24 protein-coding genes are annotated in these 24,720 nt (G+C 60.7%); 3 read left to right on the forward strand and 21 right to left on the reverse strand.

Going from position 1 to position 24,720, the window contains the following annotated elements:
* Positions 1–10 precede the first annotated feature (10 nt).
* The 21 genes from glmS to rpmH form a co-directional block, all read right to left on the reverse strand.
* Complete coding sequence (gene glmS / locus ACODS5_RS00400; RefSeq protein ID WP_489107647.1) at positions 11–1,846, reverse strand: glutamine--fructose-6-phosphate transaminase (isomerizing); 1,836 nt, start codon at positions 1,844–1,846, stop codon at positions 11–13.
* A gap of 12 nt (positions 1,847–1,858) precedes the next feature.
* A complete protein-coding gene (locus ACODS5_RS00405; RefSeq protein WP_489107648.1) occupies positions 1,859–2,626 on the reverse strand; it encodes a DeoR/GlpR family DNA-binding transcription regulator in 768 nt (255 codons plus the stop codon).
* A gap of 286 nt (positions 2,627–2,912) precedes the next feature.
* Positions 2,913–4,280: a bifunctional UDP-N-acetylglucosamine diphosphorylase/glucosamine-1-phosphate N-acetyltransferase GlmU gene (glmU, locus tag ACODS5_RS00410; RefSeq protein WP_489107649.1), complete on the reverse strand. Its 1,368-nt coding sequence runs from the start codon at positions 4,278–4,280 to the stop codon at positions 2,913–2,915.
* Between the two features lie 124 nt (positions 4,281–4,404).
* Positions 4,405–4,824, reverse strand: a complete 420-nt coding sequence (locus tag ACODS5_RS00415; protein WP_011536500.1) for a F0F1 ATP synthase subunit epsilon — start codon at positions 4,822–4,824, stop codon at positions 4,405–4,407.
* 44 nt (positions 4,825–4,868) lie between these two features.
* Entirely contained in the window at positions 4,869–6,245 is a 1,377-nt protein-coding gene (atpD, locus tag ACODS5_RS00420) for a F0F1 ATP synthase subunit beta (RefSeq protein WP_028690019.1), read from the reverse strand.
* Between the two features lie 27 nt (positions 6,246–6,272).
* The gene (gene atpG, locus ACODS5_RS00425; RefSeq protein ID WP_028690020.1) at positions 6,273–7,133 is read right to left on the reverse strand and encodes a F0F1 ATP synthase subunit gamma; all 861 of its coding nucleotides are present in this window, start codon (positions 7,131–7,133) and stop codon (positions 6,273–6,275) included.
* Positions 7,134–7,181: 48 nt separating this feature from the next.
* A complete protein-coding gene (gene atpA / locus ACODS5_RS00430; RefSeq protein ID WP_038707082.1) occupies positions 7,182–8,726 on the reverse strand; it encodes a F0F1 ATP synthase subunit alpha in 1,545 nt (514 codons plus the stop codon).
* A gap of 21 nt (positions 8,727–8,747) precedes the next feature.
* Complete coding sequence (locus ACODS5_RS00435) at positions 8,748–9,284, reverse strand: F0F1 ATP synthase subunit delta (RefSeq protein ID WP_023628561.1); 537 nt, start codon at positions 9,282–9,284, stop codon at positions 8,748–8,750.
* A gap of 12 nt (positions 9,285–9,296) precedes the next feature.
* The gene (locus tag ACODS5_RS00440) at positions 9,297–9,767 is read right to left on the reverse strand and encodes a F0F1 ATP synthase subunit B (RefSeq protein WP_023383136.1); all 471 of its coding nucleotides are present in this window, start codon (positions 9,765–9,767) and stop codon (positions 9,297–9,299) included.
* 58 nt (positions 9,768–9,825) lie between these two features.
* A complete protein-coding gene (gene atpE / locus ACODS5_RS00445) occupies positions 9,826–10,083 on the reverse strand; it encodes a F0F1 ATP synthase subunit C (RefSeq protein ID WP_003097235.1) in 258 nt (85 codons plus the stop codon).
* Positions 10,084–10,227: 144 nt separating this feature from the next.
* Positions 10,228–11,097 (reverse strand): F0F1 ATP synthase subunit A, encoded by an 870-nt coding sequence (gene atpB / locus ACODS5_RS00450; RefSeq protein WP_134689120.1) that lies wholly within the window; start codon positions 11,095–11,097, stop codon positions 10,228–10,230.
* Between the two features lie 16 nt (positions 11,098–11,113).
* Positions 11,114–11,521: a F0F1 ATP synthase subunit I gene (locus ACODS5_RS00455; protein WP_008092225.1), complete on the reverse strand. Its 408-nt coding sequence runs from the start codon at positions 11,519–11,521 to the stop codon at positions 11,114–11,116.
* 149 nt (positions 11,522–11,670) lie between these two features.
* Complete coding sequence (locus tag ACODS5_RS00460; protein ID WP_134689119.1) at positions 11,671–12,543, reverse strand: ParB/RepB/Spo0J family partition protein; 873 nt, start codon at positions 12,541–12,543, stop codon at positions 11,671–11,673.
* A 9-nt stretch (positions 12,544–12,552) separates the two neighbouring features.
* Positions 12,553–13,344 (reverse strand): ParA family protein, encoded by a 792-nt coding sequence (locus ACODS5_RS00465; RefSeq protein ID WP_134689118.1) that lies wholly within the window; start codon positions 13,342–13,344, stop codon positions 12,553–12,555.
* 18 nt (positions 13,345–13,362) lie between these two features.
* On the reverse strand, positions 13,363–14,013 hold the full coding sequence (gene rsmG, locus ACODS5_RS00470) for a 16S rRNA (guanine(527)-N(7))-methyltransferase RsmG (RefSeq protein ID WP_134689117.1): 651 nt from the start codon (positions 14,011–14,013) through the stop codon (positions 13,363–13,365).
* Positions 14,010–15,902, reverse strand: coding sequence for a tRNA uridine-5-carboxymethylaminomethyl(34) synthesis enzyme MnmG (gene mnmG, locus ACODS5_RS00475; RefSeq protein ID WP_134689116.1), 1,893 nt, complete (start codon positions 15,900–15,902; stop codon positions 14,010–14,012). The genes rsmG and mnmG overlap by 4 nt, the downstream gene beginning before the upstream one ends.
* Before the next feature lie 512 nt (positions 15,903–16,414).
* Positions 16,415–17,785 carry a tRNA uridine-5-carboxymethylaminomethyl(34) synthesis GTPase MnmE gene (gene mnmE, locus ACODS5_RS00480; protein ID WP_134689115.1) on the reverse strand — a complete coding sequence of 457 codons (1,371 nt, stop codon included), beginning with the start codon at positions 17,783–17,785 and terminating at the stop codon, positions 16,415–16,417.
* 87 nt (positions 17,786–17,872) lie between these two features.
* Positions 17,873–19,558: a membrane protein insertase YidC gene (gene yidC, locus ACODS5_RS00485; protein ID WP_134689114.1), complete on the reverse strand. Its 1,686-nt coding sequence runs from the start codon at positions 19,556–19,558 to the stop codon at positions 17,873–17,875.
* A 2-nt stretch (positions 19,559–19,560) separates the two neighbouring features.
* On the reverse strand, positions 19,561–19,806 hold the full coding sequence (gene yidD, locus ACODS5_RS00490) for a membrane protein insertion efficiency factor YidD (RefSeq protein ID WP_011536514.1): 246 nt from the start codon (positions 19,804–19,806) through the stop codon (positions 19,561–19,563).
* Entirely contained in the window at positions 19,799–20,203 is a 405-nt protein-coding gene (rnpA, locus tag ACODS5_RS00495) for a ribonuclease P protein component (RefSeq protein WP_134689227.1), read from the reverse strand. Before rnpA ends, yidD begins: the two co-directional genes overlap by 8 nt.
* A gap of 13 nt (positions 20,204–20,216) precedes the next feature.
* Complete coding sequence (rpmH, locus tag ACODS5_RS00500) at positions 20,217–20,351, reverse strand: 50S ribosomal protein L34 (protein WP_003253163.1); 135 nt, start codon at positions 20,349–20,351, stop codon at positions 20,217–20,219.
* Between the two features lie 581 nt (positions 20,352–20,932).
* Between rpmH and dnaA the strand changes: the two genes are divergently transcribed.
* From dnaA to recF, 3 genes are read left to right on the forward strand one after another with little or no spacing between them, the layout of a single operon-like run.
* Positions 20,933–22,456, forward strand: a complete 1,524-nt coding sequence (dnaA, locus tag ACODS5_RS00505) for a chromosomal replication initiator protein DnaA (protein ID WP_489107650.1) — start codon at positions 20,933–20,935, stop codon at positions 22,454–22,456.
* Positions 22,457–22,496: 40 nt separating this feature from the next.
* Positions 22,497–23,600, forward strand: a complete 1,104-nt coding sequence (dnaN, locus tag ACODS5_RS00510) for a DNA polymerase III subunit beta (protein WP_134689112.1) — start codon at positions 22,497–22,499, stop codon at positions 23,598–23,600.
* Positions 23,601–23,614: 14 nt separating this feature from the next.
* Entirely contained in the window at positions 23,615–24,718 is a 1,104-nt protein-coding gene (recF, locus tag ACODS5_RS00515) for a DNA replication/repair protein RecF (RefSeq protein WP_489107651.1), read from the forward strand.
* The last annotated feature ends 2 nt before the right edge of the window (positions 24,719–24,720 follow it).

Here is a 24,720-nt window from a genome sequence, read left to right on the forward strand (position 1 = left end):
TGCCGCAGCGTTACTCCACCGTAACCGACTTGGCCAGGTTGCGCGGCTGGTCGACGTCGGTGCCCTTGAGCACGGCAACGTAGTACGACAGCAGCTGCAGCGGGATGGTGTAGAGGATCGGCGCCAGCGCATCGTTGATGTGCGGAACGTTGATCACGTGGGTGCCCTCGCCGTTGCTCATGCCAGCCTGCTCGTCGGCGAATACCACCAGTTCACCACCGCGGGCGCGGACTTCCTGCAGGTTCGACTTGAGCTTTTCCAGCAGCTCGTTGTTCGGCGCCACGGTGACCACCGGCATGTCGCTGTCTACCAGCGCCAGCGGGCCATGCTTGAGCTCACCGGCCGGGTAGGCTTCGGCATGGATATAGGAGATTTCCTTGAGCTTGAGCGCACCTTCCATCGCCACCGGGTATTGCGCGCCGCGGCCGAGGAACAGGGTGTGGTGCTTGTCGGCGAACAGCTCGGCGGTCTTCTCGACCACAGCGTCCATGGCCAGGGCTTCACCCAGGCGAGTCGGCAGGCGGCGCAATTCGTCCACCAGCTCGGCTTCGACGCCGGCGGCCAAGGTGCCGCGCACCTGGCCAAGGGCCAGGGTCAGCAGCATCAGGGAAACCAGCTGGGTGGTGAAGGCCTTGGTCGAGGCCACGCCAATCTCCGGGCCGGCCAGGGTCAGCAGGGTCAGGTCGGATTCTCGCACCAGCGAGCTGATGCCGACGTTGCAGATCGCCAGGCTGCCAAGGAAGCCAAGCTCCTTGGCATTGCGCAGGGCCGCCAGGGTATCGGCGGTTTCGCCCGACTGGGAAATGGAGACGAACAGGGTGTCCGGCTGCACCACCACCTTGCGGTAGCGGAATTCACTGGCCACTTCCACCTGGCACGGGATGCCGGCCAGGCTTTCGAGCCAGTAACGGGCGACCATGCCGGCGTGGTAGCTGGTGCCGCAGGCGACGATCTGCACGTTGCGCACCTTGGCGAACAGCTCGGCGGCATTTGGGCCGAAGGCCTGGACCATCACGTGATCCTTGCCCAAGCGGCCTTCGAGGGTGCGTTGCACCACGCTCGGCTGTTCGTGGATCTCCTTGAGCATGAAATGGCGGTACACACCCTTGTCAGCGGCTTCGGCGCCTTCGTGGTACTGCACGGTCTCGCGCTGTACCGGGCGACCGGCCTGGTCCCAGATGCTGACCTGCTCACGGCGGATCTCGGCGATGTCGCCTTCTTCCAGGTACATGAAGCGGTCGGTGACCTGGCGCAGGGCCAACTGGTCGGAGGCCAGGAAGTTCTCACCCAGACCGAGGCCGATCACCAACGGGCTGCCGCTACGGGCGGCGACCAGGCGGTCTGGCTGGCTGGCGCAGATCACCGCCAGGCCGTAGGCGCCGTGCAGGCGCTTGACCGCGGCCTTGAGCGCGTCGGCCAGGTCCGGGATGCTCTTGAGCAGGTGATGGATCAGGTGGACGATCACCTCGGTGTCGGTCTGCGAACTGAACACGTAGCCCAGGCCCTTGAGCTCTTCACGCAGCGCTTCGTGGTTCTCGATGATGCCGTTGTGCACCACCGCTACTTCCTGGGCGGAAAAATGCGGGTGGGCATTGCCCTCGGTCGGTGCGCCATGGGTCGCCCAGCGGGTATGGGCGATGCCCAGTTGCCCGGCCAGTGGCTCGGCGGCCACGGCGGCCTCCAGCTCGCTGACCTTGCCGATGCGGCGACGACGCTCAAGCCCGCCCTGCGCGGTCAGCACGGCCAGGCCGGCGCTGTCATAACCGCGGTATTCCAGGCGCTTGAGGCCTTCGATGAGGATGGCTGTGATATTACGCTCGGCTACGGCACCGACGATTCCACACATAGGTTGTTGCTCCTAGCTGATAGCGGCACAGATAAGGTTGATACCGCGGGCTTGAATCCGCTCGCGTGCCTCGACGGGCAGGCGGTCATCGGTAATCAGGGTATTGACGCTGCCCCAGGGCAGCTCGAGGTTGGGGATCTTGCGGCCGACCTTGTCCGACTCGACCATGACGATCACCTCGCGGGCCACTTCGGCCATGACCCGACTCAACCCCAGCAGTTCGTTGAAGGTGGTGGTGCCACGCTCCAGGTCGATGCCATCGGCACCGATGAACAGTTGATCGAAGTCGTATGAGCGTAGTACCTGCTCGGCGACCTGGCCCTGGAACGACTCCGAGTGCGGGTCCCAGGTGCCGCCGGTCATCAGCAGCACCGGCTCGTGCTCTTGTTCGCTGATGGCCCGGGCCACATTGAGCGAGTTGGTCATCACCACCAGCCCTGGCTGGCGCCCGAGCTGCGGGATCATCGCTGCCGTGGTGCTGCCACTGTCGATGATGATGCGCGCGTGTTCGCGAATGCGCCCCACCGCCGCGCGGGCGATGGCCTGCTTGTACAGGGACACTGGCTGGACGTTGTCGCCGAGCAGCTCCTGGGGCATGGTCACCGCGCCGCCATAGCGGCGCAGCAGCAAGCCGTTGGCTTCCAGCGCTGCGAGGTCCTTGCGAATGGTCACTTCGGAAGTTTCGAAACGCTTGGCCAGGGCATCGACGCTCACTTCGCCCTGCTCGTTGAGCAAGGACAGGATGTTGTGGCGGCGCTGGGGGGTATTACGTTTCGACATTTCGGCTTTAAGTTTCGATTCGAAAGATAAGTAGTGCAATCAAAGCCTAAGATGAACGATTCGTCAAGTTTCTCTGCACTGACACGGTCCCTGTAGGAGCGGCCTTGTGTCGCGAAAGGGCCGCAAAGCGGCCCCAGCTATTTCTGCCTTGGCGCTGAGATCCTGGGGCCGCTACGCGCCCCTTTCGCGACACAAGGCCGCTCCTACAGGGACCGCGATACGGCAACCAATAAAAAGCCGGCTTATTCACATAAGCCGGCTTTCGATCGAAAGTTCTGTGGATAACTCAGCTCTTCTTGATCTTCTCCGGCCGCTTCCAGCCTTCGATGTTGCGCTGGCGCGCACGGGCCACGCCCAATTGGCCGGCTTCCACCGTCTGGGTGATGGTCGAGCCCGCCGCGGTAGTGGCCCCCGCCTGGATTTCCACAGGTGCCACCAGCGAATTGTTGGAGCCGATGAACACGTCCTCGCCCATCACCGTGCGGAACTTGTTGGCGCCGTCGTAGTTGCAGGTGATGGTGCCAGCACCGATGTTGGTGCGTGCACCGACCTCGGCATCGCCCAGGTAGGTCAGGTGACCGGCCTTGGCGCCCTCGCCCAGATGCGCGTTCTTCAGCTCGACGAAGTTACCCACATGGGCACGGGCCTCCAGCACGCTACCCGGACGCAGGCGCGCGAACGGACCGGCATCGCTGCCCTCGCCCATCACCGCGCCTTCGATATGGCTGTTGGCCTCGATCACCACGCCCTTGCGCAAGGTGCTGTCCTTGATCACGCAGTTGGGGCCGATCTGCACGTCGTCCTCGATGACCACCCGGCCTTCGAGGATCACGTTGATATCGATGAGCACATCGCGGCCCACGATCACTTCGCCGCGCACATCGAAGCGCGCCGGATCACGCAGGGTCACGCCCTGGGCCATGAGACGGCGGCCTTCGCGCAGCTGGTAATGGCGCTCAAGCTCGGCCAACTGGCGACGGTCATTGGCGCCTTGCACTTCCATCGGGTCGTGGGGCTGTTCGGTGGCGACCACCAGGCCGTCGGCCACGGCCATGGCGATCACATCGGTCAGGTAGTACTCGCCCTGGGTATTGTTGTTGGACAAGCGTCCCATCCAGTCGGCCAGGCGCGCCGCTGGCATGGCGAGGATGCCGGTGTTGCCTTCCTTGATCGCCTTCTGCGCCTCGCTGGCGTCCTTGTGCTCGACGATCGCCGTGACCTGGCCCTGCGCATCTCGAACGATCCGGCCATAACCGCTGGGGTCAGCCAGGTTAACGGTCAACAGGCCCAACTGGCTGGCGCTGACCTTGGCCAGCAGGCGCTGCAGGGTTTGCACCTCGATCAACGGCACATCGCCGTACAGCACCAGCACGGTGTCGGCGGTAATGGCAGGCAGCGCCTGGGCCACGGCATGGCCGGTGCCCAGCTGCTTGTCCTGCATGACGAAATTCAGGTCGTCCGCAGCCAGGCGCTCGCGCACCAGCTCGGCGCCATGGCCAATGACCACGTGAATGCCCTTGGGCTGCAGTTGGCGCGCGCTGTGGATAACATGGCCGAGCATGGAGTTGCCGGCTATCGGGTGCAGCACCTTGGGCAGCGCCGAACGCATGCGGGTGCCTTGACCGGCGGCGAGGATGACGATATCGAGGGACATTGACTGGCTACCAATCCTGGGCGGTCAGGGACCTGACCAAAAAGGAAATTTTTAGAAAAAGAAAAAGGGTAGCCGAGGCTACCCTTTAACTCAATCGCGGCGAAAGTAAGCGGCCAGGGCCGAATTACTTGCCTTTGCGCAATTGCTGGACAGTACGCAGCTGAGCTGCAGCCTCGGCCAGACGCGCGGCAGCAGCACCGTAGTCGAAGTCCGAGCTTTTCGCATTCAGAGCATTCTCAGCAGCCTTGAGGGCTTCCTGAGCCTGAGCTTCGTCCAGGTCGGCAGCGCGCTGCACGGTGTCGGCAAGAACCTTGACCATGTTCGGCTGCACTTCGAGGAAACCACCGGAGATGTAGAACACCTCACGATCGCCACCTTGCTTGGTCAGCGTGATCGGACCAGGCTTGAGATTGGTGATCAGCGGCGCGTGGCCTGGAGCGATACCAAGATCGCCCAGGTTGCCGTGCGCTACTACCATCTCGACCAGGCCGGAAAAGATCTCTCCTTCCGCGCTGACGATATCGCAATGGACTGTCATAGCCATCTGCTTGCCTCAACCTGATTAGCGCCCCTTGCGGGGCGCCGGGATTACAGTTTCTTGGCTTTCTCGATCGCTTCGTCGATGCTGCCGACCATGTAGAACGCTTGTTCTGGCAGGTGGTCGTAGTCACCTTTGAGGATGCCGCTGAAGCCAGCGATGGTGTCCTTGAGCGAAACGTACTTGCCTGGCGAGCCGGTGAAGACTTCGGCCACGAAGAACGGCTGCGACAGGAAGCGCTGGATCTTACGAGCGCGGGCAACCAGTTGCTTGTCGGCTTCGGACAGTTCGTCCATACCCAGGATCGCGATGATGTCCTTCAGCTCTTTGTAGCGCTGCAGAACATACTGAACGCCACGAGCGGTCTCGTAGTGCTCGGTGCCGATCACGTTCGGGTCCAGCTGGCGCGAAGTCGAGTCCAGTGGGTCGACCGCTGGGTAGATACCCAGGGAAGCGATATCACGGGACAGAACGACGGTGGCGTCCAAGTGGGCGAAGGTGGTCGCTGGCGACGGGTCGGTCAGGTCGTCCGCAGGTACGTATACGGCCTGGACGGAGGTGATCGAACCTTCCTTGGTCGAAGTGATGCGCTCTTGCAGAACACCCATCTCTTCGGCCAGGGTCGGCTGGTAACCTACTGCCGAAGGCATACGGCCCAGCAGTGCGGATACTTCGGTACCGGCCAGGGTGTAACGATAGATGTTGTCGACGAACAGCAGAACGTCGTTACCTTCGTCACGGAACTTCTCAGCCATGGTCAGGCCGGTCAGCGCTACGCGCAGACGGTTTCCTGGTGGCTCGTTCATCTGACCGTAGACCAGAGCTACCTTGTCGAGAACGTTGGAGTCCTTCATCTCGTGGTAGAAGTCGTTACCCTCACGAGTACGCTCACCCACACCAGCGAACACGGAATAACCGCTGTGTTCCATGGCGATGTTACGGATCAGTTCCATCATGTTGACGGTCTTGCCGACGCCGGCACCACCGAACAGACCAACCTTACCACCCTTGGCGAACGGGCAGACCAGGTCGATAACCTTGATGCCGGTTTCCAGCAGGTCGTTGCCGCCTGCCTGGTCCGAGAACGAAGGCGCTGGCTGGTGGATACCGCGACGCTCTTCTTCGCCGATCGGGCCGGCTTCGTCGATCGGGTTGCCCAGGACGTCCATGATACGGCCCAGGGTTGCCTTGCCGACAGGTACCGAGATGGCAGCCTTGGTGTCGACGACATCCAGACCGCGCTTCAGACCTTCGGTCGAGCCCATCGCAATGGTACGAACCACGCCGTCGCCCAGCTGCTGCTGAACTTCCAGGGTGGTTTCCGCGCCTTGTACTTTCAGCGCGTTGTAAACACTCGGCACGGCATCACGTGGGAATTCCACGTCGATGACGGCGCCGATGATTTGAACGATACGTCCGCTACTCATAGCTGGATCCTCTGAATTTTTGAACCGTTAAACCGCGGCAGCGCCGCCGACGATTTCCGAGATCTCCTGGGTGATCGCAGCCTGACGCGCCTTGTTGTAGATCAACTGAAGCTCTTTGATCAAATCACCGGCGTTGTCTGTGGCGTTCTTCATGGCGATCATCCGGGCCGCTTGTTCAGCAGCGTTGTTCTCGACCACCGCCTGGTACACCTGCGACTCCACGTAACGCACCATCAAGCCGTCCAGCAGCTCTTTTGCGTCGGGTTCGTACAGGTAGTCCCAGTGGTGCTTGAGTTCCTGATCCGGGGTTGCCACCAACGGTACCAACTGCTCTACCGTCGGTTTTTGGGTCATGGTGTTGATGAACTTGTTCGAAACCACCGAGAGGCGATCGATGCGGCCGTCCAGGTAGGCGTCCAGCATCACTTTGACGGAGCCGATCAGATCGTTGATCGATGGCTCTTCGCCCAGGTGGCTGATCGCGGCTACGACGTTACCGCCAAAGATGCGGAAGAAAGTCGCACCCTTGCTGCCGATCACGCACAGGTCGATTTCCACGCCCTGTTCGCGGTTTTCGTTCATGTCCTTGACCAGGGCCTTGAACAGGTTGGTATTCAAGCCACCGCACAGACCACGGTCACTGCTCACCACGATATAACCGGCGCGCTTTACAGGGCGCTCGATCATGAACGGGTGGCGGTATTCCGGGTTGGCGTTGGCCAGATGACCGATCACCTGGCGGATACGCTCCGCGTAAGGACGGCTAGCAGCCATGCGCATTTGTGCCTTGCGCATCTTGCTGACCGCCACTTTCTCCATGGCGCTGGTAATTTTTTGCGTGCTTTTGATGCTCGCAATCTTACTGCGAATCTCTTTTGCGCCTGCCATGTATCACCTATCAGGTTAGCAAGCGGGGGCCGGAGCCCCCGCTGCGGCTTACCAGGTCTGGGTGGCCTTGAACTTCTCGATACCGGCTTTCATGCCAGCGTCGATTTCGTCGTTGAAGTCACCCTTCACGTTGATCTTGGCCATCAGTTCGGCGTGATCACGGTTGAAGTAGGCAATCAGCGCTTGCTCGAAGCTGCCAACCTTGGAGACTTCTACGTCGGTCAGGAAACCACGCTCAGCGGCGTACAGCGACAGGGCCATGTCGGCGATCGACATTGGCGCGTACTGCTTCTGTTTCATCAGCTCGGTAACGCGCTGACCATGCTCCAGCTGCTTGCGGGTAGCCTCGTCCAGGTCCGAAGCGAACTGGGCGAAGGCCGCCAGTTCACGGTACTGGGCCAGGGCGGTACGGATACCACCGGACAGCTTCTTGATGATCTTGGTCTGGGCGGCACCACCAACACGGGATACCGACACACCGGCGTTAACGGCAGGACGGATGCCTGCGTTGAACATGGCCGATTCCAGGAAGATCTGACCGTCGGTGATCGAGATCACGTTGGTCGGAACGAACGCGGAAACGTCGCCAGCCTGGGTTTCGATGATCGGCAGAGCGGTCAGCGAGCCAGTCTTGCCGGTTACGGCACCGTTGGTGAACTTCTCGACGTACTCTTCGGAAACGCGCGATGCACGCTCCAGCAGACGGGAGTGGAGATAGAACACGTCGCCTGGGTACGCTTCACGTCCTGGTGGACGGCGCAGCAGCAGGGAGATCTGACGGTAGGCAACGGCCTGCTTGGACAGGTCATCGTAAACGATCAGCGCGTCTTCACCGCGGTCACGGAAGAACTCGCCCATGGTGCAGCCGGCGTAAGGTGCCAGGAACTGCAGTGCGGCGGATTCCGAAGCACTGGCAACGACCACGATGGTGTTGGCCAGGGCGCCGGCTTCTTCCAGCTTGCGAACGATGTTGGCAACGGTGGAACGCTTCTGGCCGACTGCAACATAAACACAGAAAATACCGGAGTCTTTCTGGTTGATGATGGCGTCGATGGCCATGGCGGTCTTGCCGATCTGACGGTCACCGATGATCAGCTCGCGCTGGCCACGGCCGACAGGGATCATGGCGTCGACGGACTTGTAGCCAGTCTGTACAGGCTGGTCTACCGACTTACGCCAGATCACGCCTGGAGCTACTTTCTCGACCGCGTCGGTCTGGGTGTTGCCCAGAGGACCCTTGCCGTCGATCGGGTTACCCAGTGCGTCGACGACGCGACCCAGCAGTTCCTTACCAACCGGAACTTCCAGGATGCGGCCGGTGCACTTGGCGCTCATGCCTTCGGCGAGGGTGTCATAGGCACCCAGGATCACTGCACCTACGGAGTCTTGCTCCAGGTTCAGGGCCATGCCGAATACGCTGCCCGGGAACTCGATCATTTCGCCGTACATGACGTCGGCCAGACCGTGGATCCGCACGATGCCGTCGGAAACCGAAACGACGGTACCTTCGTTACGGGCTTGGGAGCCGACATCGAGGTTGTCGATGCGGCCCTTGATGATTTCACTAATTTCGGAAGGATTGAGTTGCTGCATTGCTCTGCTGCCCCTTCAAACTCAAGATTTCAAGGCTTCGGCCAGTTTCGCGATCTTGCCGCGAACCGAACCGTCGATTACCAGGTCGCCAGCGCGGATGACGACGCCGCCGATCAGGCTGGCATCCTCCGACGCGTGCAGGCGCACTTCCTGGCCTAACCGTGCACTGAGAACCTTGGCGAGTTTGTCTTGCTGTTCTTGGTTCAACGCAAAAGCACTGGTGACTTCCACGTCCACGGACTTCTCTTGCTCGGCCTTGTACAGGTCGAACAGAGTCGAAATCTCCGGCAGAAGCAGGAGACGTTCGTTTTCCGCGGCAACATGAATGAAATTCTGTGCCTTGGCGTCAAACTTGTCACCGCACACTTCAATGAATGCGGCGGCCTTTTCTGCGCTAGTCAGTTGCGGGGCCTTGAGCAGGCGCTGCATGGTGTCGTCTTGCGACACCGCAGCAGCCAGGCCGAGCATGGCTGACCAATTGGCCAGTTGCTGATGGGCCTGGGCATGCTCGAAGGCAGCCTTAGCGTAAGGTCGGGCCAACGTGGTCAGTTCTGCCATGATCGCCCTCGCTTAAATTTCAGCGGCCAGTTTGTTAACCAGCTCCGCATGCGCGTTTTGATCGATTGTGGCGCCAAGGATCTTTTCAGCACCGCCAACGGCCAGGGCACCCACTTGGGCACGCAGGGCGTCTTTGACGCTGTTCAGTTCCTGTTCGATCTCGGCTTGAGCCTGAGCCTTCACACGGTCAGCTTCGACGCGGGCCTGTTCACGGGCTTCCTCGACAAGCTGAGCAGCGCGCTTCTTGCTTTGCTCAATGATTTCGGCTGCCTGTGCCTTCGCTTCACGCAGTTGCTGACCCGCTTTCTCTTGGGCCAGCTCCAGGTCGCGAGCTGCGCGGTTGGCAGCGTCCAAGCCGTCGGCAATCTTCTTTTGGCGCTCTTGCAGAGCAGTGATGACCGGAGGCCATACGTACTTCATGCAGAAGAGTACAAAAATCAGGAAAGCAACGGATTGGCCAATCAGGGTTGCATTAATGTTCACGCCAACACCTCGCTCGGTCTTTGTTCATCACAGCAATCAACTCGTAAAAAACGAGTGATTAGCCGGCGATCTGACCAACGAAGGGGTTTGCGAAGGTGAAGAACAGAGCGATACCAACACCGATCATGGTCACGGCGTCGAGCAGGCCGGCAACGATGAACATTTTGACCTGCAGCATCGGAACCATTTCTGGCTGGCGAGCAGCGCCTTCCAGGAATTTGCCGCCCAGCAGGCCGAAACCAATGGCGGTACCCAGAGCACCCAGGCCGATCAGCAGAGCAACAGCGATAGCGGTCAGACCAACTACAGTTTCCATCTTTCCTCCCGACTTTTACGTCGTATTGGTTAGGTTTTTAGTTTGAAGCGGTAAAACAAATCGTTTGGTACAGCATGCCCTTGCGGACTTTTTAAGCCCTCCCCCCAAACCGGCGGGGAAGGCTATCAGACACGCCAGGCGGTCTTAATGGTTATCTTCGTGGGCCATCGACAGGTAGACGATGGTCAGCATCATGAAGATGAAAGCTTGCAGGGTGATGATCAGGATGTGGAACACTGCCCACGCCCACTGCAGCACGATACCCAGGCCGCTGAGCCACAGGATACCGGCGCCGAACATCACCGCGATCAGGATGAACACCAGCTCGCCGGCGTACATGTTGCCGAACAGACGCAGTGCCAGCGAGATCGGCTTGGCGATCAGGGTGACGAATTCGAGCAGGAAGTTGACCGGAATCAGCAGGATCTGCACGAAGATGTTCTTGCTGCCGAACGGGTGCAGGGTCAGCTCGCCGATGAAGCCGCCCAGGCCCTTGACCTTGATGCTGTAGAAGATGATCAGGGCGAATACGCTGAAGGCCATGGCCAGGGTCGCGTTCGGGTCGGTGGTCGACACGGCGCGGAACGGAATGTGCGGATCACCGGAGATCAGGATGGCCAGCTGCGGAATCCAGTCGACCGGTACCAGGTCGATGGCGTTCATCAGGAACACCCAGACGAAGATGGTCAGCGCCAGTGGGGCGATCACCGGGCTGCGGCCGTGGAAGGAGTCCTTCACGCTGCCGTTGACGAAGTCCACCAGCACTTCCACGAAGTTCTGCAGACCGCTCGGTTGCCCGGAAGTCGCCTTCTTGGCCGCCATGCGGAAGATGAACAGGAAGATCAGACCCAGCGCAACGGACCAGCCCAGGGTGTCCAGGTGGAACGCCCAGAAGCCCATTGCCTTGGCTTCTGCAGCCGAATGGGCGAAGCCCCAGCTGCCGTCTGGTAGTTGACCGTAGGTCAGGTTCTGCAAGTGGTGCTGGATATAACCCGAAGCGGTTTCTTCTGCCATGGTTGCCTCAAACGCCCTAAGGTCTCGAAAGTCTTTTATTCATCAGCAGGGGCGCGAACCAGCTGACCAAAAGGGTCAGCACGAAGACGCCGAATACTGCCAACGGCGCCAATGGCTTCACTCCTGCGAAGGTCAGTGCAAACAGCACTGCCGTCAAAATCATCTTGCCTGCCTCGCCTGCGTAGAACGACTTGACGATGGCCTGCGCCGCCCGGGCTCCGCTGAAGCGAAATGCCTTCCAGGCGAAATACACATTGGGCAGCCAGGCAATCAAACCTCCGCAAAGGCCTGAATATCCACTGACCGCCCCTTTCCACTGCCACAACACCAAGGTTGCCAGCAGCAGCACAACAAATTGAGCCAGCAGAACCGGGAAAACCGCCCAGCGATGGAAAGGCAGGCGGTTTGGCGTGCGGATTTCCATCACAACTGCTCCTCGAAAGTCGACCGCCTCGTCAGCAATGACTTGGCATAATTTGTGCCGACAAAATGCGCGCAGAGTATAGGGGTGGATTAACCCCTATTCAACTCTTCGGTAGTGATTTCCGACTGCGCGCTACAACGGGAATTGTTTCAGCGGATGTGAGCAAGCACGCCTTGCAACTCGTCGAGCGAGTTATAGCGGATAACCAACTGGCCCTTGCCCTTGTTGCCATGGCGGATTTGCACCGCGGAGCCCAGCCGCTCTGCCAGACGCTGCTCGAGGCGCGCGATGTCCGGATCAGGTTTGCTCGATTCGACCGGCTCAGGTTTACCGTTGAGCCACTGGCGCACCAGTGCCTCGGTCTGGCGCACGGTAAGGCCGCGTGCGACAACATGACGCGCCCCTTCTTCCTGGCGATCTTCGCCGAGGCCGAGCAAGGCGCGGGCGTGGCCCATCTCCAGGTCACCGTGGGCGAGCATGGTCTTGATCGCCTCGGGCAGCGAAATCAGGCGCAGCAAGTTGGCCACGGTCACCCGCGACTTGCCGACGGCATCGGCCACTTGCTGCTGGGTCAACTCGAACTCTTGCTGCAGGCGCTGCAAGGCCAGGGCTTCTTCCAGCGGGTTGAGGTCCTCGCGCTGGATGTTCTCGATCAGCGCCATGGCGATGGCGGCTTCGTCGGGCACTTCGCGGACCATGGCCGGCACGGTGTCCAGGCCGGCCTGCTGGGTGGCGCGCCAGCGCCGTTCACCGGCGATGATCTCGTAGCGGTTGTCGCCGATCGGGCGGACCACGATTGGTTGCATGACGCCATGCAGACGGATCGAATGCGCCAGTTCCTCGAGCGCCTCGGGGTCCATGTCGCGACGCGGCTGGTACTTGCCGCGCTGGATCAGCTCGACTGGCAGTTGTTGCAGTTCCTTCTGGTCGATCTTGACAGCCTGCGCTTCCAGCGCGCTGACGGAAGGACCACTGAGCAGTGCATCCAACCCACGTCCGAGACCGCGTTTCTTGATGGCCATGCGGATTCCTTAAGTTGTTTGTGCAGTGCGTGATGGACGGCGCTGACGACGTACCAGTTCCCCGGCCAGGGCCAGGTAGGCCAGGGCGCCGCGGGACTGCTTGTCGTAGGCCAGTGCCGGCATGCCGAAGCTCGGCGCCTCGGCCAGGCGGATGTTGCGCGGTATCACCGTGTCGTACAGCTGGTCGCCGAAGTGCTCCTTGAGCTGTGCCGAAACATCGTTGTTCAGGCTCAGGCGCGGGTCGTACATGGTCCGCAGCAGGCCCTCGATCTTCAGCTCCGGGTTCAGCCGGGCGGCGATGCGCTTGATGTTATCCACAAGGTCGCTCAAGCCTTCCAGTGCGTAGTACTCGCACTGCATGGGGATGATCACGCCATCGGAGGCGACCAGGGCATTGAGCGTCAGCATCGACAGCGACGGCGGGCAGTCGATGAGGATGTAGTCGTAGTTCTCGCGGATCGGCGCCAGCGCGTTGCGCAGGCGGCTCTCCTTCATCTGCATCTCGAGCAGCACTACCTCGGCGGCGGTAAGGTCGCGGTTGGCCGGCAGCAGTTGGAAGCCGCCATGCTCGGAATAGTGCATGGCCTGGGCCAGGTCGCATTCCCCGATCAGCAGGTCGTACACCGAATGCTCGAGCTCGTGTTTATCCACACCGCTGCCCATGGTGGCGTTGCCCTGTGGATCGAGGTCGATCAGCAGCACGCGACGCTTGGTCGCGGCCAGCGATGCGGCGAGATTGATGCAGGTGGTGGTCTTGCCCACACCACCCTTCTGGTTCGCGATTGCGAATACCTTAGCCATTGTTGCGTGTGTTCCCAGTCATGCCTTGCGGCGCAGTATCAGCAGATGGCGCTGGCCCTGGCAACCTGGAACGGTCAGGGCCTGCTCGCTTTCCACTGTGAAGTCTGCGGGCAATGCTACCAGTTCATCGGCAGGATGCAGCCCCTTCATTGCAAGCCATTGCGTGCGGGCGTCACCCAGGTGGCGGGTCCAGTTGGTGAAATTCTCCATGCTGCTGAAGGCCCGGGAGATGATCCCGCAGAACGGCTGCTCGGGTTGGACCTCTTCCACCCGGCTGTGGATAACCGTCAGGTTGTCCAGTTTCAGCTCCATCTTCACCTGGGTGAGGAAGCGCGTCTTCTTGCCGTTGCTGTCGAGCACCGTCACCTGCTTGTGCGGGTGCAGGATGGCCAGCGGGATGCCCGGCATGCCGCCGCCACTACCGACATCCAGCCAGCGCAGGGTGTCGTTGTGGATAAACGGCATGACGCTGAGGCTGTCGAGCAGATGGCGCGAAACCATCTCGTTCGGGTCGCGCACCGCGGTCAGGTTGTAGGCCTTGTTCCATTTGATCAACAGGGCCAGGTAGCCCAACAGCAACTGATGCTGCTGCGCGCTCAGCTCGACACCAAGCTGGCGCGCACCTGTGGACAACTCTTCGGCATGTTGCGGGGTGACCAGGGAACTCAAGCGCTTTGCTCCAATTCGCGGCCTGCGCCGCGTTTTTTCAAGTGAATCAGCAACAGGGAAATCGCCGCCGGGGTAACGCCCGGGATACGCGACGCCTGGCCCAGGGTCTCGGGACGGGTCTGCTCGAGTTTGCCCTGGATCTCCTTGGACAGGCCGGAAATCGTGGTGTAGTCGATATCCACAGGCAGGCGGGTGTCCTCGCTGGCCCGCAGACGGGCGATCTCTTCCTGCTGACGGTCGATGTAGCCGGCGTACTTGGTCTTGATCTCGACCTGCTCGGCGACCTGTGGATCGATTACCTCGCCACCAGTCGCTTCGATCAGCCCAGCGTAGTCGACCTCCGGACGGGCCAACAGGTTCAGCAGGCTGTACTCATGGGCCAACGGCGTGCCGAACTTATCCACAATGGCCTGGCCCTGCGGGGTGCCTGGACGCACCCAGGTGCTCTTCAGGCGTTGTTCTTCCCGCTCGATGCCTTCGCGCTTGGCGCAGAACGCCGCCCAGCGGGCGTCGTCGATCAGGCCCAGCTCGCGGCCCTTTTCGGTCAGGCGCAGGTCGGCGTTGTCCTCGCGCAGGATCAACCGGTACTCGGCGCGCGAGGTGAACATGCGGTACGGCTCCTGGGTACCCAGGGTGATCAGGTCGTCGACCAGTACCCCGATGTACGCCTCGTCGCGGCGTGGACACCAGCTTTCGCGGCCCTGCGCGCGCAACGCCGCGTTGGTCCCGGCCAGCAGGCCCTGGGCGCCGGCTTCTTCGTAGCCGGTGGTGCCGTTGATCTGGCCGGCGAAGAACAAGCCGCCGATGACCTTGGTCTCGAGGCTGTACTTGAGGTCGCGCGGGTCGAAGTAGTCGTACTCGATGGCATAGCCCGGGCGCACGATGTGGGCGTTTTCCATGCCGCGGATCGAGCGGACGATCTCTAACTGCACGTCGAACGGCAGCGAAGTCGAAATGCCGTTGGGGTACAGCTCGTGGGTGGTCAGGCCTTCCGGCTCGATGAACACCTGGTGGCTTTCCTTGTCGGCGAAGCGGTGGATCTTGTCCTCGATCGACGGGCAGTAGCGTGGGCCGATGCCTTCGATCACCCCGGAGTACATCGGCGAACGGTCGAGGTTCGACGCGATGATCTCGTGGGTGCGGGCATTGGTGTGGGTGATCCAGCAGCTCACCTGGCGTGGGTGCATCTGCGCGTCGCCCATGAACGACATCACCGGGATAGGGGTATCGCCGGGTTGCTCGGTCATCACCGAGAAGTCCACCGAACGGCCATCGATACGCGGCGGTGTGCCGGTTTTCAGGCGGCCGACGCGCAGCGGCAATTCACGCATGCGGCTGGCCAGGGCGTTGGCGGGTGGATCGCCGGCGCGACCACCGGAGTAGTTCTGCAAACCGATGTGGATAAGCCCGCCGAGGAAGGTGCCACTGGTCAACACCACGGAGTCGGCGAAGAAGCGCAGACCCATTTGCGTGACCACGCCCTTGACCTGGTCCTGCTCGACGATCAGGTCATCGCAGGACTGCTGGAATATCCACAGGTTCGGCTGGTTTTCCAGGATTTCCCGTACCACCGCCTTGTAGATGGCGCGGTCGGCCTGCGCGCGGGTAGCGCGCACCGCCGGGCCCTTGCGGTTGTTCAGGATGCGGAACTGGATGCCGCTCTTGTCGGTGGCCAGGGCCATGGCGCCGCCGAGCGCATCGATTTCCTTGACCAGGTGGCTCTTGCCGATGCCACCGATGGCCGGGTTGCAACTCATGTGACCGAGGGTTTCCACGTTATGGGTCAGCAGCAGGGTTTTCACACCCATGCGTGCGGACGCAAGCGCAGCCTCGGTACCGGCATGGCCGCCGCCGATGACGATCACTTCAAAACGGGAAGGGAAATCCACCACGCACCTCGTGCCTGTTTTTGCAAATAGAGAAGGGAAGCGGACCAGTATAGGGGCTTAGTCCCCTTCGATAAACCTTCTGAGCAAAATTTGACCAGGCTGTGGATGAGTGGCAGGTAAAAGAAAACAAAGAGGAAAAATTTAAAAAAGCTTTGTTTTTATGTTTATTCTTAGAGGCCTATCCACATGTGGATAAGTATCTATAGCCTAGGAATGGCAAAGCTTTCAGGATTTCATAACCCTGTGTCGGAAGGGGCCTGAGGGGTATGGATAACCGCGTGTAAGCTGTGGATGAAAGTGATGGTTACCCACAGGTGGGTTTGTCCTCAGAAAAAAAGCCTGGTTATCAACCGAGCTGAAGATGAGTTTTCCACAAAGCTTATGCGCTTGCCATTGCACCTGTTGATGGCGTTCGCTGCTGTAAAAAGGGTCGCGCTCTGCAGCAAGGCCCGAGTGGCAGGCAAAAAAAAGCCGCGCCCGAATGGGCGCGGCCTTGTCCACTGAGCTGTGGATTACTTGCCGATGCAGAAACTCGAGAAGATCCGCCCCAGCAGGTCATCCGAGCTGAACGCCCCGGTAATTTCCCCCAACGCCTGCTGTGCCTGGCGCAGATCTTCCGCCAACAGCTCACCCGCACCGGCCAGGGTCAACTGTGCCCGGCCATGCTCAAGGTGGTCGCTGGCCTGGCGCAGTGCCTCCAAGTGGCGCCGACGGGCGCTGAAGCTGCTCTCGGCGGTCTGTTCATAGCCCATGCATGCCTTGAGGTGGTCGCGCAGCAGCTCCAGGCCCATGTCGCTATCTCGGGCACTCAGGGTAATGGTCACATGACCGTCGTCGCTCTGCTCCATTCCCACCAGCTCGCCGCTTAGGTCAGCCTTGTTACGGATCAGCGTGACCTTGGCCACGTCCGGCCGCTGGTCAAGGAACTCCGGCCACAAGGCGAACGGATCACTGGCCTCCGGGGCTGTGGAGTCCACCACCAACAGCACGCGATCGGCTTCGCCGATGGCTTTGAGCGCCCGCTCCACGCCAATCTTTTCCACATGGTCGTCGGTGTCGCGCAAACCTGCAGTGTCGACCACGTGCAGTGGCATGCCGTCGATGTGGATATGTTCGCGCAAGATATCCCGGGTAGTACCGGCGATATCGGTGACGATTGCCGCCTCTCGCCCGGCCAGCTGGTTGAGCAGGCTCGATTTGCCGGCATTCGGCCGACCGGCGATGACCACGGTCATGCCGTCGCGCAGCAAGGCGCCCTGTCCGGCTTCACGCTGCACACTGGACAGTTCGTTGCGTACCTCATCGAGCATGCGCAGTACATGGCCATCGGCGAGAAAGTCGATTTCTTCCTCGGGGAAGTCGATAGCCGCCTCGACGTAGATACGCAGGGCGATCAGTGCCTCAGTCAGGCTGTGTACACGCTTGGAGAACGCGCCTTGCAACGAGCGCAGGGCATTGCGCGCGGCCTGGGTCGAGCTGGCTTCGATCAGGTCGGCGATGGCCTCGGCCTGAGCCAGGTCGAGCTTGTCGTTGAGGAATGCACGCTCGCTGAACTCGCCCGGGCGCGCCAACCGGCAACCCAGCTGCAGGCAGCGCTGCAACAGCATGTCCATGACCACCGGGCCGCCGTGTCCCTGTAGCTCGAGCACGTCCTCACCGGTGAACGAGTTCGGCCCAGGGAAGAACAGCGCGATGCCTTCGTCCAGCACCAGGCCGTCGGTATCGCGAAACGGGCCATAGTGGGCATGCCGCGGGGTCAAGGTGCGGCCGGTGAGGGCCAGCCCGGCCTGGCTGGCCAAGGGCCCGGACAAGCGGACGATGCCGACCCCGCCACGGCCCTGGGCGGTGGCGATGGCGGCAATGGTTTCACGCACAGTGTTCATGCTCGAAAGCCTCTACAACGAATTCGTCAGATAGCAAAAACGCCCCACTAGGGGGCGTTTTTATTCACAGGCAAACCGGGTTGCCCGTCAAGCGGCAGCTTTCTTGGTTGCCGCTTCGATGCTACGGGTGATGTACCACTGCTGCGCGATCGACAGGCAGTTGTTCACAACCCAGTACAGCACCAGGCCAGCCGGGAACCACAGGAAGAAGAAGGTGAAGATGATCGGCATCATTTTCATCACCTTCGCCTGCATCGGATCCGGCGGCGTTGGGTTCAGGCGCTGCTGGATGAACATGGTGGCGCCCATGATGATCGGCAGGATGAAGAACGGATCCTTGATCGACAGGTCGGTGATCCACAGCATCCATGGGGCCTGGCGCATCTCTACGCTTTCCAGCAGCACCCAGTACAGGGCCAGGAATACCGGCATCTGCACCAGGATCGGCAGGCAGCCGCCCAGCGGGTTGATTTTCTCTTTCTTGTACAGCTCCATCATCGCCTGGGACATCTTCTGGCGATCGTCACCGAAGCGTTCCTTGAGCTGGGCCAGCTTCGGCGCCACGGCACGCATGCGCGCCATCGAGCGGTAGCTGGCGGCCGAGAGCGGGAAGAACAGGCCCTTGATCAGCATGGTCAGGACGATGATCGACCAGCCCCAGTTACCCAACAGGCTGTGGATATGTTGCAGCAGCCAGAAGATCGGCTGGGCGATGAACCACAGGAAGCCGTAGTCGACGGTCAGTTCCAGGCCTGGGGACAACTCCTTGAGCTTGGACTGGATCTTCGGTCCGGCGTACAGCATGGCGCTGGTTTCGACCTTGCCGCCGGCCGGCACGTTCAGGGCCGGGCCGGTGTAGCCGATGATGTAGTTGCCCTGGCTGTCCTTGCGGGTCTGGACTGCGTTGTTATCAGACTTGCTCGGGATCCAGGCGGTGACGAAGTAGTGCTGCAGCCAGGCGACCCAGCCGCCGGACACATTTTCTTGCAAACCGCCCTTGTCCATGTCCTTCATCGACACTTTCTTGTACGGCTCGGAAGCTGTCCACAGGGCCGCGCCCAGGTAAGTGGCGGTGCCGGTAGCGGTGCTCGACGACGGATCAGAGCTGGCGTCACGCTTGAGCTGGGCAAACATGTTGCCGCTCCAGGCCTGGGCGCTCTGGTTGTCGATCAGGTAGCTGACGGTCAGGTCGTACTCGCCGCGCTTGAGGCTGAAGCGCTTGATGTAGTTGATGCCGTTTTCGCTGAACTTCAGGTCGACCACCAGTTGGTTCTGACCGTCGGCCAGCTGGTAGCTCTTCTGTTCGGTGGCATACAGCGGACGGCCGCTGGCGCGGTCCGGGCCGTTGTTGCCGATCAGGCCGCTCTGGGCCAGGTAGACACGCTCGCCGCCGTTGTCGAACAACTGGAACGGAATTTCAGGATGGTCCTGACGGCGTGGGTACTGGGGCAGGGTCAGCTGGACGATATCGCCGCCAACCGGGTCGATAGCCAGGTTCAGGACATCGGTCTTGACCTGGATCAGGTCCTTGCTGACCGCAACGGGCGCTGGCGCCACGCCAGTGTTGCCGGCTTGGGCATCGACGCTCGGCAAATCGGCGTTGGCGCCGTTGTTGCTGGCGGGCACGCTGTCCGGCAGGGACGCATTGGCATTGCTGGCGGCAGCATGCTGAGTCGGCAATGCAGCCTGGCCGTAGTCCTGGTTCCACTTGAGGACCATGACATAGGACACGATTGCCAGGGCGACGATCAGGATCGTGCGTTTAATATCCATGATTACTCGGCTATCGAAGAAGTTCGGGAGGAAGGAGCTGGTGGAACGGGATCGAAACCGCCGTCGTTCCACGGATGACAACGCCCCAGGCGACGAACGGCCAGCCACCCACCACGCAAGAGGCCATGGTTTTCGATGGCTTCATAGGCGTAACAGGAACAGCTGGGATAGAAACGACAGTGACTGGCCATCAGTGGACTGATGGCGTAACGATAAAACTGGATCGGAACGAGTGCCAGTTTACGCATCGTGACTGTCTACCCCTGCGGTATCGGCATTGACCGCTGGAGAGGGCCGACTGCGAACCAGTCGCTTCCAGAGCTTGCCAAAGTGTTGGTGCAATTCTGGGTTTTCCACTTCGCCCAACCCCTTGCGCGCGACGATCACGATATCCAGACCAGCCAACAACTGCTGGTTCAGGCGGAACGAATCGCGCATCAGGCGTTTCAGGCGATTGCGTTGAACGGCGAGCTTGACGCTCTTCTTGCCGATCACCAGGCCGAGGCGTGGGTGATCGAGGCCGTTCTCGCGGGCAAGGATAAGCAGGTTTTTCCCTGGAACCTTGCCGGTTGGGGAGTCGAAGACCGCTTTGAAATGCCGGGGTGTAAGCAGTCGCTTTTCCCGACTGAAGTCCTGACTCACCACCTGTGCCGGAAAATCAAATGGCCAGACGCTTACGGCCTTTGGCACGACGACGCGACAGTACGGCGCGGCCGTTCTTGGTAGCCATACGGGCACGGAAACCGTGGGTGCGGGCGCGCTTGATGGTGCTTGGTTGGAAAGTACGTTTCATGGCGTGTTACCTGGGTTGGTCGACAACGGGCCGGAAGGGCCCCCTTTTTAAGAGATCGGCGATTCTAGAGAAAGCAAGGCAATAGGTCAATTTCCAACCAGCCTTTCCTTATGGAAGGTCGAATGGGCCAACGCTGTGCAATGGGCACCGGGTCATCGGAACACGCAGGTTATTGAAAAAAACAAAGAGGCATATAAAAAGCTTTTCTGAAGATCTTAAAGAGTTTAGCTGCATAACCTTCTGTGGATAACCTAGTACAGCCCAATATCCATGGTATGTACAGAGTTTCACAACCTTGTCGGTAACGGGTGCTCTGGCTGTGCTGGGCATGGGTACAACCTGTGCAGCAAAAGCCTGTTTATCCACAGCTGCTTTATCCACAGGGTTGGGCTCAGGGTTGTGCATAGCCCTCAGGTGCGTTTATCCACAGGGCTTATTCACACGGCGGAGCCGGTATTCCCGTCAGATTTTGGCGTCTTTACCCTGCCTGTGGAGGTCGCTACGTGTGGATAAGTTACCCTGTGCCCGGTACAATGGCGGTTTGTTTTTGCCTCATCCGGCTTTCAACTCAGGGGATATCCGTGTCAGTGGAACTTTGGCAGCAGTGCGTGGAGCTTCTGCGCGATGAACTGCCTGCCCAGCAATTCAACACCTGGATCCGTCCGCTACAGGTCGAAGCCGAAGGCGACGAGTTGCGCGTCTATGCGCCCAACCGCTTCGTTCTCGATTGGGTCAATGAAAAGTACCTTGGCCGTTTGCTTGAGCTGCTTGGCGAAAAAGGCAGCGGTATTGCGCCTGCCCTTTCCTTATTAATAGGCAGCCGCCGCAGCTCGGCGGCACGTGCCGCCCCCAATGCTCCGGTCAGCGCCGCGGTTGCCGCGCAACAGGCACAGCAGAGCGCCCAGGTCGCGCGCCCGGTCGAGCCGGTCAGCGCGCCTGTGGCCGAGCCGGCACAGGTAGCCGAAACCATCGAGGAACCGACTTCTCGCGACAGTTTCGATAGCATGGCCGAAACTGCGCCAACGCCGGCCACCGGCGGGCGTAGCGAGCAGCGCACGGTGCAGGTCGAGGGCGCGCTCAAGCACACCAGCTACCTGAACCGCACCTTCACCTTCGAAACCTTCGTCGAGGGTAAGTCCAACCAGCTGGCTCGCGCCGCAGCCTGGCAGGTGGCCGACAACCCCAAGCACGGCTACAACCCGCTGTTCCTTTATGGCGGTGTCGGCCTGGGTAAGACCCACTTGATGCACGCTGTGGGTAACCATCTGCTGAAGAAGAACCCGAACGCCAAGGTGGTGTACCTGCACTCGGAGCGCTTCGTCGCCGACATGGTCAAGGCCTTGCAGCTCAACGCCATCAATGAATTCAAGCGCTTCTACCGTTCGGTCGATGCGCTGCTGATCGACGATATCCAGTTCTTCGCCCGCAAAGAGCGTTCCCAGGAAGAGTTTTTCCACACCTTCAACGCCCTGCTCGAAGGCGGCCAACAGGTGATCCTCACCAGTGACCGCTATCCGAAGGAAATCGAAGGCCTGGAAGAACGCCTGAAGTCGCGCTTCGGTTGGGGGCTGACCGTGGCGGTCGAGCCGCCCGAGCTGGAAACTCGCGTGGCGATCCTGATGAAGAAGGCCGACCAGGCCAAGGTCGAACTGCCGCATGATGCCGCGTTCTTCATCGCCCAGCGCATCCGCTCCAACGTGCGTGAGCTGGAAGGCGCCCTGAAGCGGGTGATCGCCCATTCGCACTTCATGGGCCGTGACATCACCATCGAGCTGATCCGCGAGTCGCTCAAGGACTTGCTGGCGCTGCAAGACAAACTGGTCAGTGTGGATAACATCCAGCGCACCGTGGCCGAGTACTACAAGATCAAGATCGCCGATCTGCTGTCCAAGCGCCGTTCGCGTTCGGTGGCGCGCCCGCGCCAGGTGGCCATGGCGTTGTCCAAGGAGCTGACCAACCATAGCTTGCCGGAAATCGGCGACATGTTTGGCGGCCGCGACCATACCACCGTGCTGCACGCCTGCCGCAAGATCAACGAATTGAAGGAATCCGACGCGGACATCCGCGAGGACTACAAGAACCTGCTGCGTACGCTGACGACCTGATGGCCGTCTGCGCAGCTTATTGAAGGCAAGGGACTAGACCATGCATTTCACCATTCAACGCGAAGCCCTGTTGAAACCCCTGCAACTGGTCGCCGGCGTCGTCGAGCGCCGCCAGACCTTGCCGGTACTGTCCAACGTGCTGCTGGTCGTGCAAGGCCAGCAACTGTCGTTGACCGGTACCGACTTGGAAGTCGAACTGGTTGGCCGCGTCCAGCTGGAAGAGCCTGCGGAGCCAGGCGAGATCACCGTCCCAGCGCGCAAGCTGATGGACATCTGCAAGAGCCTGCCCAGCGACGTGCTGATCGACATCAAGGTCGACGAGCAGAAACTGCTGGTCAAGGCCGGTCGCAGCCGTTTCACCCTGTCGACCCTGCCGGCCAACGACTTCCCGACCGTGGAAGAAGGCCCAGGCTCGCTGACCTGCAACCTGGAACAGAGCAAGCTGCGTCGCCTCATCGAGCGCACCAGCTTCGCCATGGCCCAGCAGGACGTGCGTTACTACCTCAACGGCATGCTGCTGGAGGTGTCCACCGACACCCTGCGCGCCGTTGCCACCGACGGTCACCGTCTGGCCCTGTGTGCCATGCAGGCGCCGATTGGCCAGGCTGATCGTCACCAGGTCATCGTGCCACGCAAGGGTATTCTCGAATTGGCGCGTCTGCTCACCGACCCGGAAGGCATGGTCAGCATCGTCTTGGGCCAGCACCACATCCGTGCGACCACCGGTGAATTCACCTTCACCTCCAAGCTGGTCGATGGCAAGTTCCCGGACTACGAGCGCGTCCTGCCCAAGGGCGGTGACAAGCTGGTGATCGGTGATCGCCAGGCCCTGCGCGAAGCGTTCAGCCGTACCGCGATCCTGTCCAACGAGAAGTACCGTGGTATTCGCCTGCAATTGGCCGCCGGCCAGCTGAAAATCCAGGCCAACAACCCGGAGCAGGAAGAAGCGGAAGAAGAGATCAGCGTCGACTACAACGGCAGCTCGCTGGAGATCGGTTTCAACGTCAGCTATCTGCTGGACGTGCTGGGTGTCATGACCACCGAACAGGTTCGCCTGATTCTGTCTGACTCCAACAGCAGTGCCTTGCTGCAGGAAGCAGGCAATGACGACTCGTCCTACGTTGTCATGCCGATGCGTCTGTAACCTAAGCAGGCGACATGTCCCTTCGACGTCTTTCGGTCACCGCGGTGCGCAACCTGCACCCGGTGACCCTCTCACCCTCCCCCCGCATCAATATCCTTTATGGCGCCAACGGCAGTGGCAAGACCAGCGTGCTCGAAGCCGTGCACTTGCTTGGGCTGGCGCGCTCGTTCCGCAGTACCCGGTTGAACCCGGTCATTCAATACGAGCAACCGACCTGCACAGTGTTCGGCCAAGTCGAACTGGCCGAAGGTGGCACCAGCAACCTTGGGGTTTCGCGGGAGCGGCAAGGTGATTTCACCATTCGCATTGATGGACAGAATGCGCGCAGTGCCGCGCAACTGGCCGAAATGCTACCACTGCAACTGATCAACCCGGACAGTTTCAGGTTGCTTGAAGGCGCGCCGAAGGTGCGTCGTCAGTTCCTCGATTGGGGTGTGTTCCACGTGGAACCGCGCTTCATGGCCACCTGGCAGCGCCTGCAGAAGGCCTTGCGGCAGCGGAACTCATGGCTGCGGCATGGTACACTGGACGCCGTTTCGCAAGCCGCCTGGGATCGGGAGCTTTGCCTCGCCAGTGCGGAAATAGATGAATACCGTCGCAACTACATCAAGGCCTTGAAGCCCGTCTTCGAGCAGACCCTGAGCGAGCTGGTCGAACTGGATGGGCTGACCCTGAGCTATTACCGCGGCTGGGACAAGGACCGGGAACTTAACGAAGTCCTCGCCGCCTCCCTGTTTCGCGATCAGCAGATGGGCCATACCCAGGCCGGTCCCCAGCGCGCCGATCTACGCCTGCGATTGGGCGCGAACAACGCGGCTGACATTCTCTCGCGGGGCCAGCAAAAGCTGGTTGTGTGTGCCCTGCGAATTGCCCAAGGGCATCTGGTCAGCCAGGTTCGCCGCGGCCAGTGTATTTATCTGGTGGATGACTTGCCGTCCGAACTGGACGAGCAGCATCGCCGTGCCCTGTGCCGCTTGCTTGAAGAATTGAACTGCCAGGTGTTCATCACCTGTGTAGACCACGAATTTCTGAGGGAAGGCTGGCAGACGGAAACGCCAGTCGCCTTGTTCCACGTGGAACAAGGCCGTATCACCCAGACCCACGACCATCGGGAGTGAAG

The sequence above is a fragment of the Pseudomonas sp. FG47 genome, from assembly GCF_057809115.1.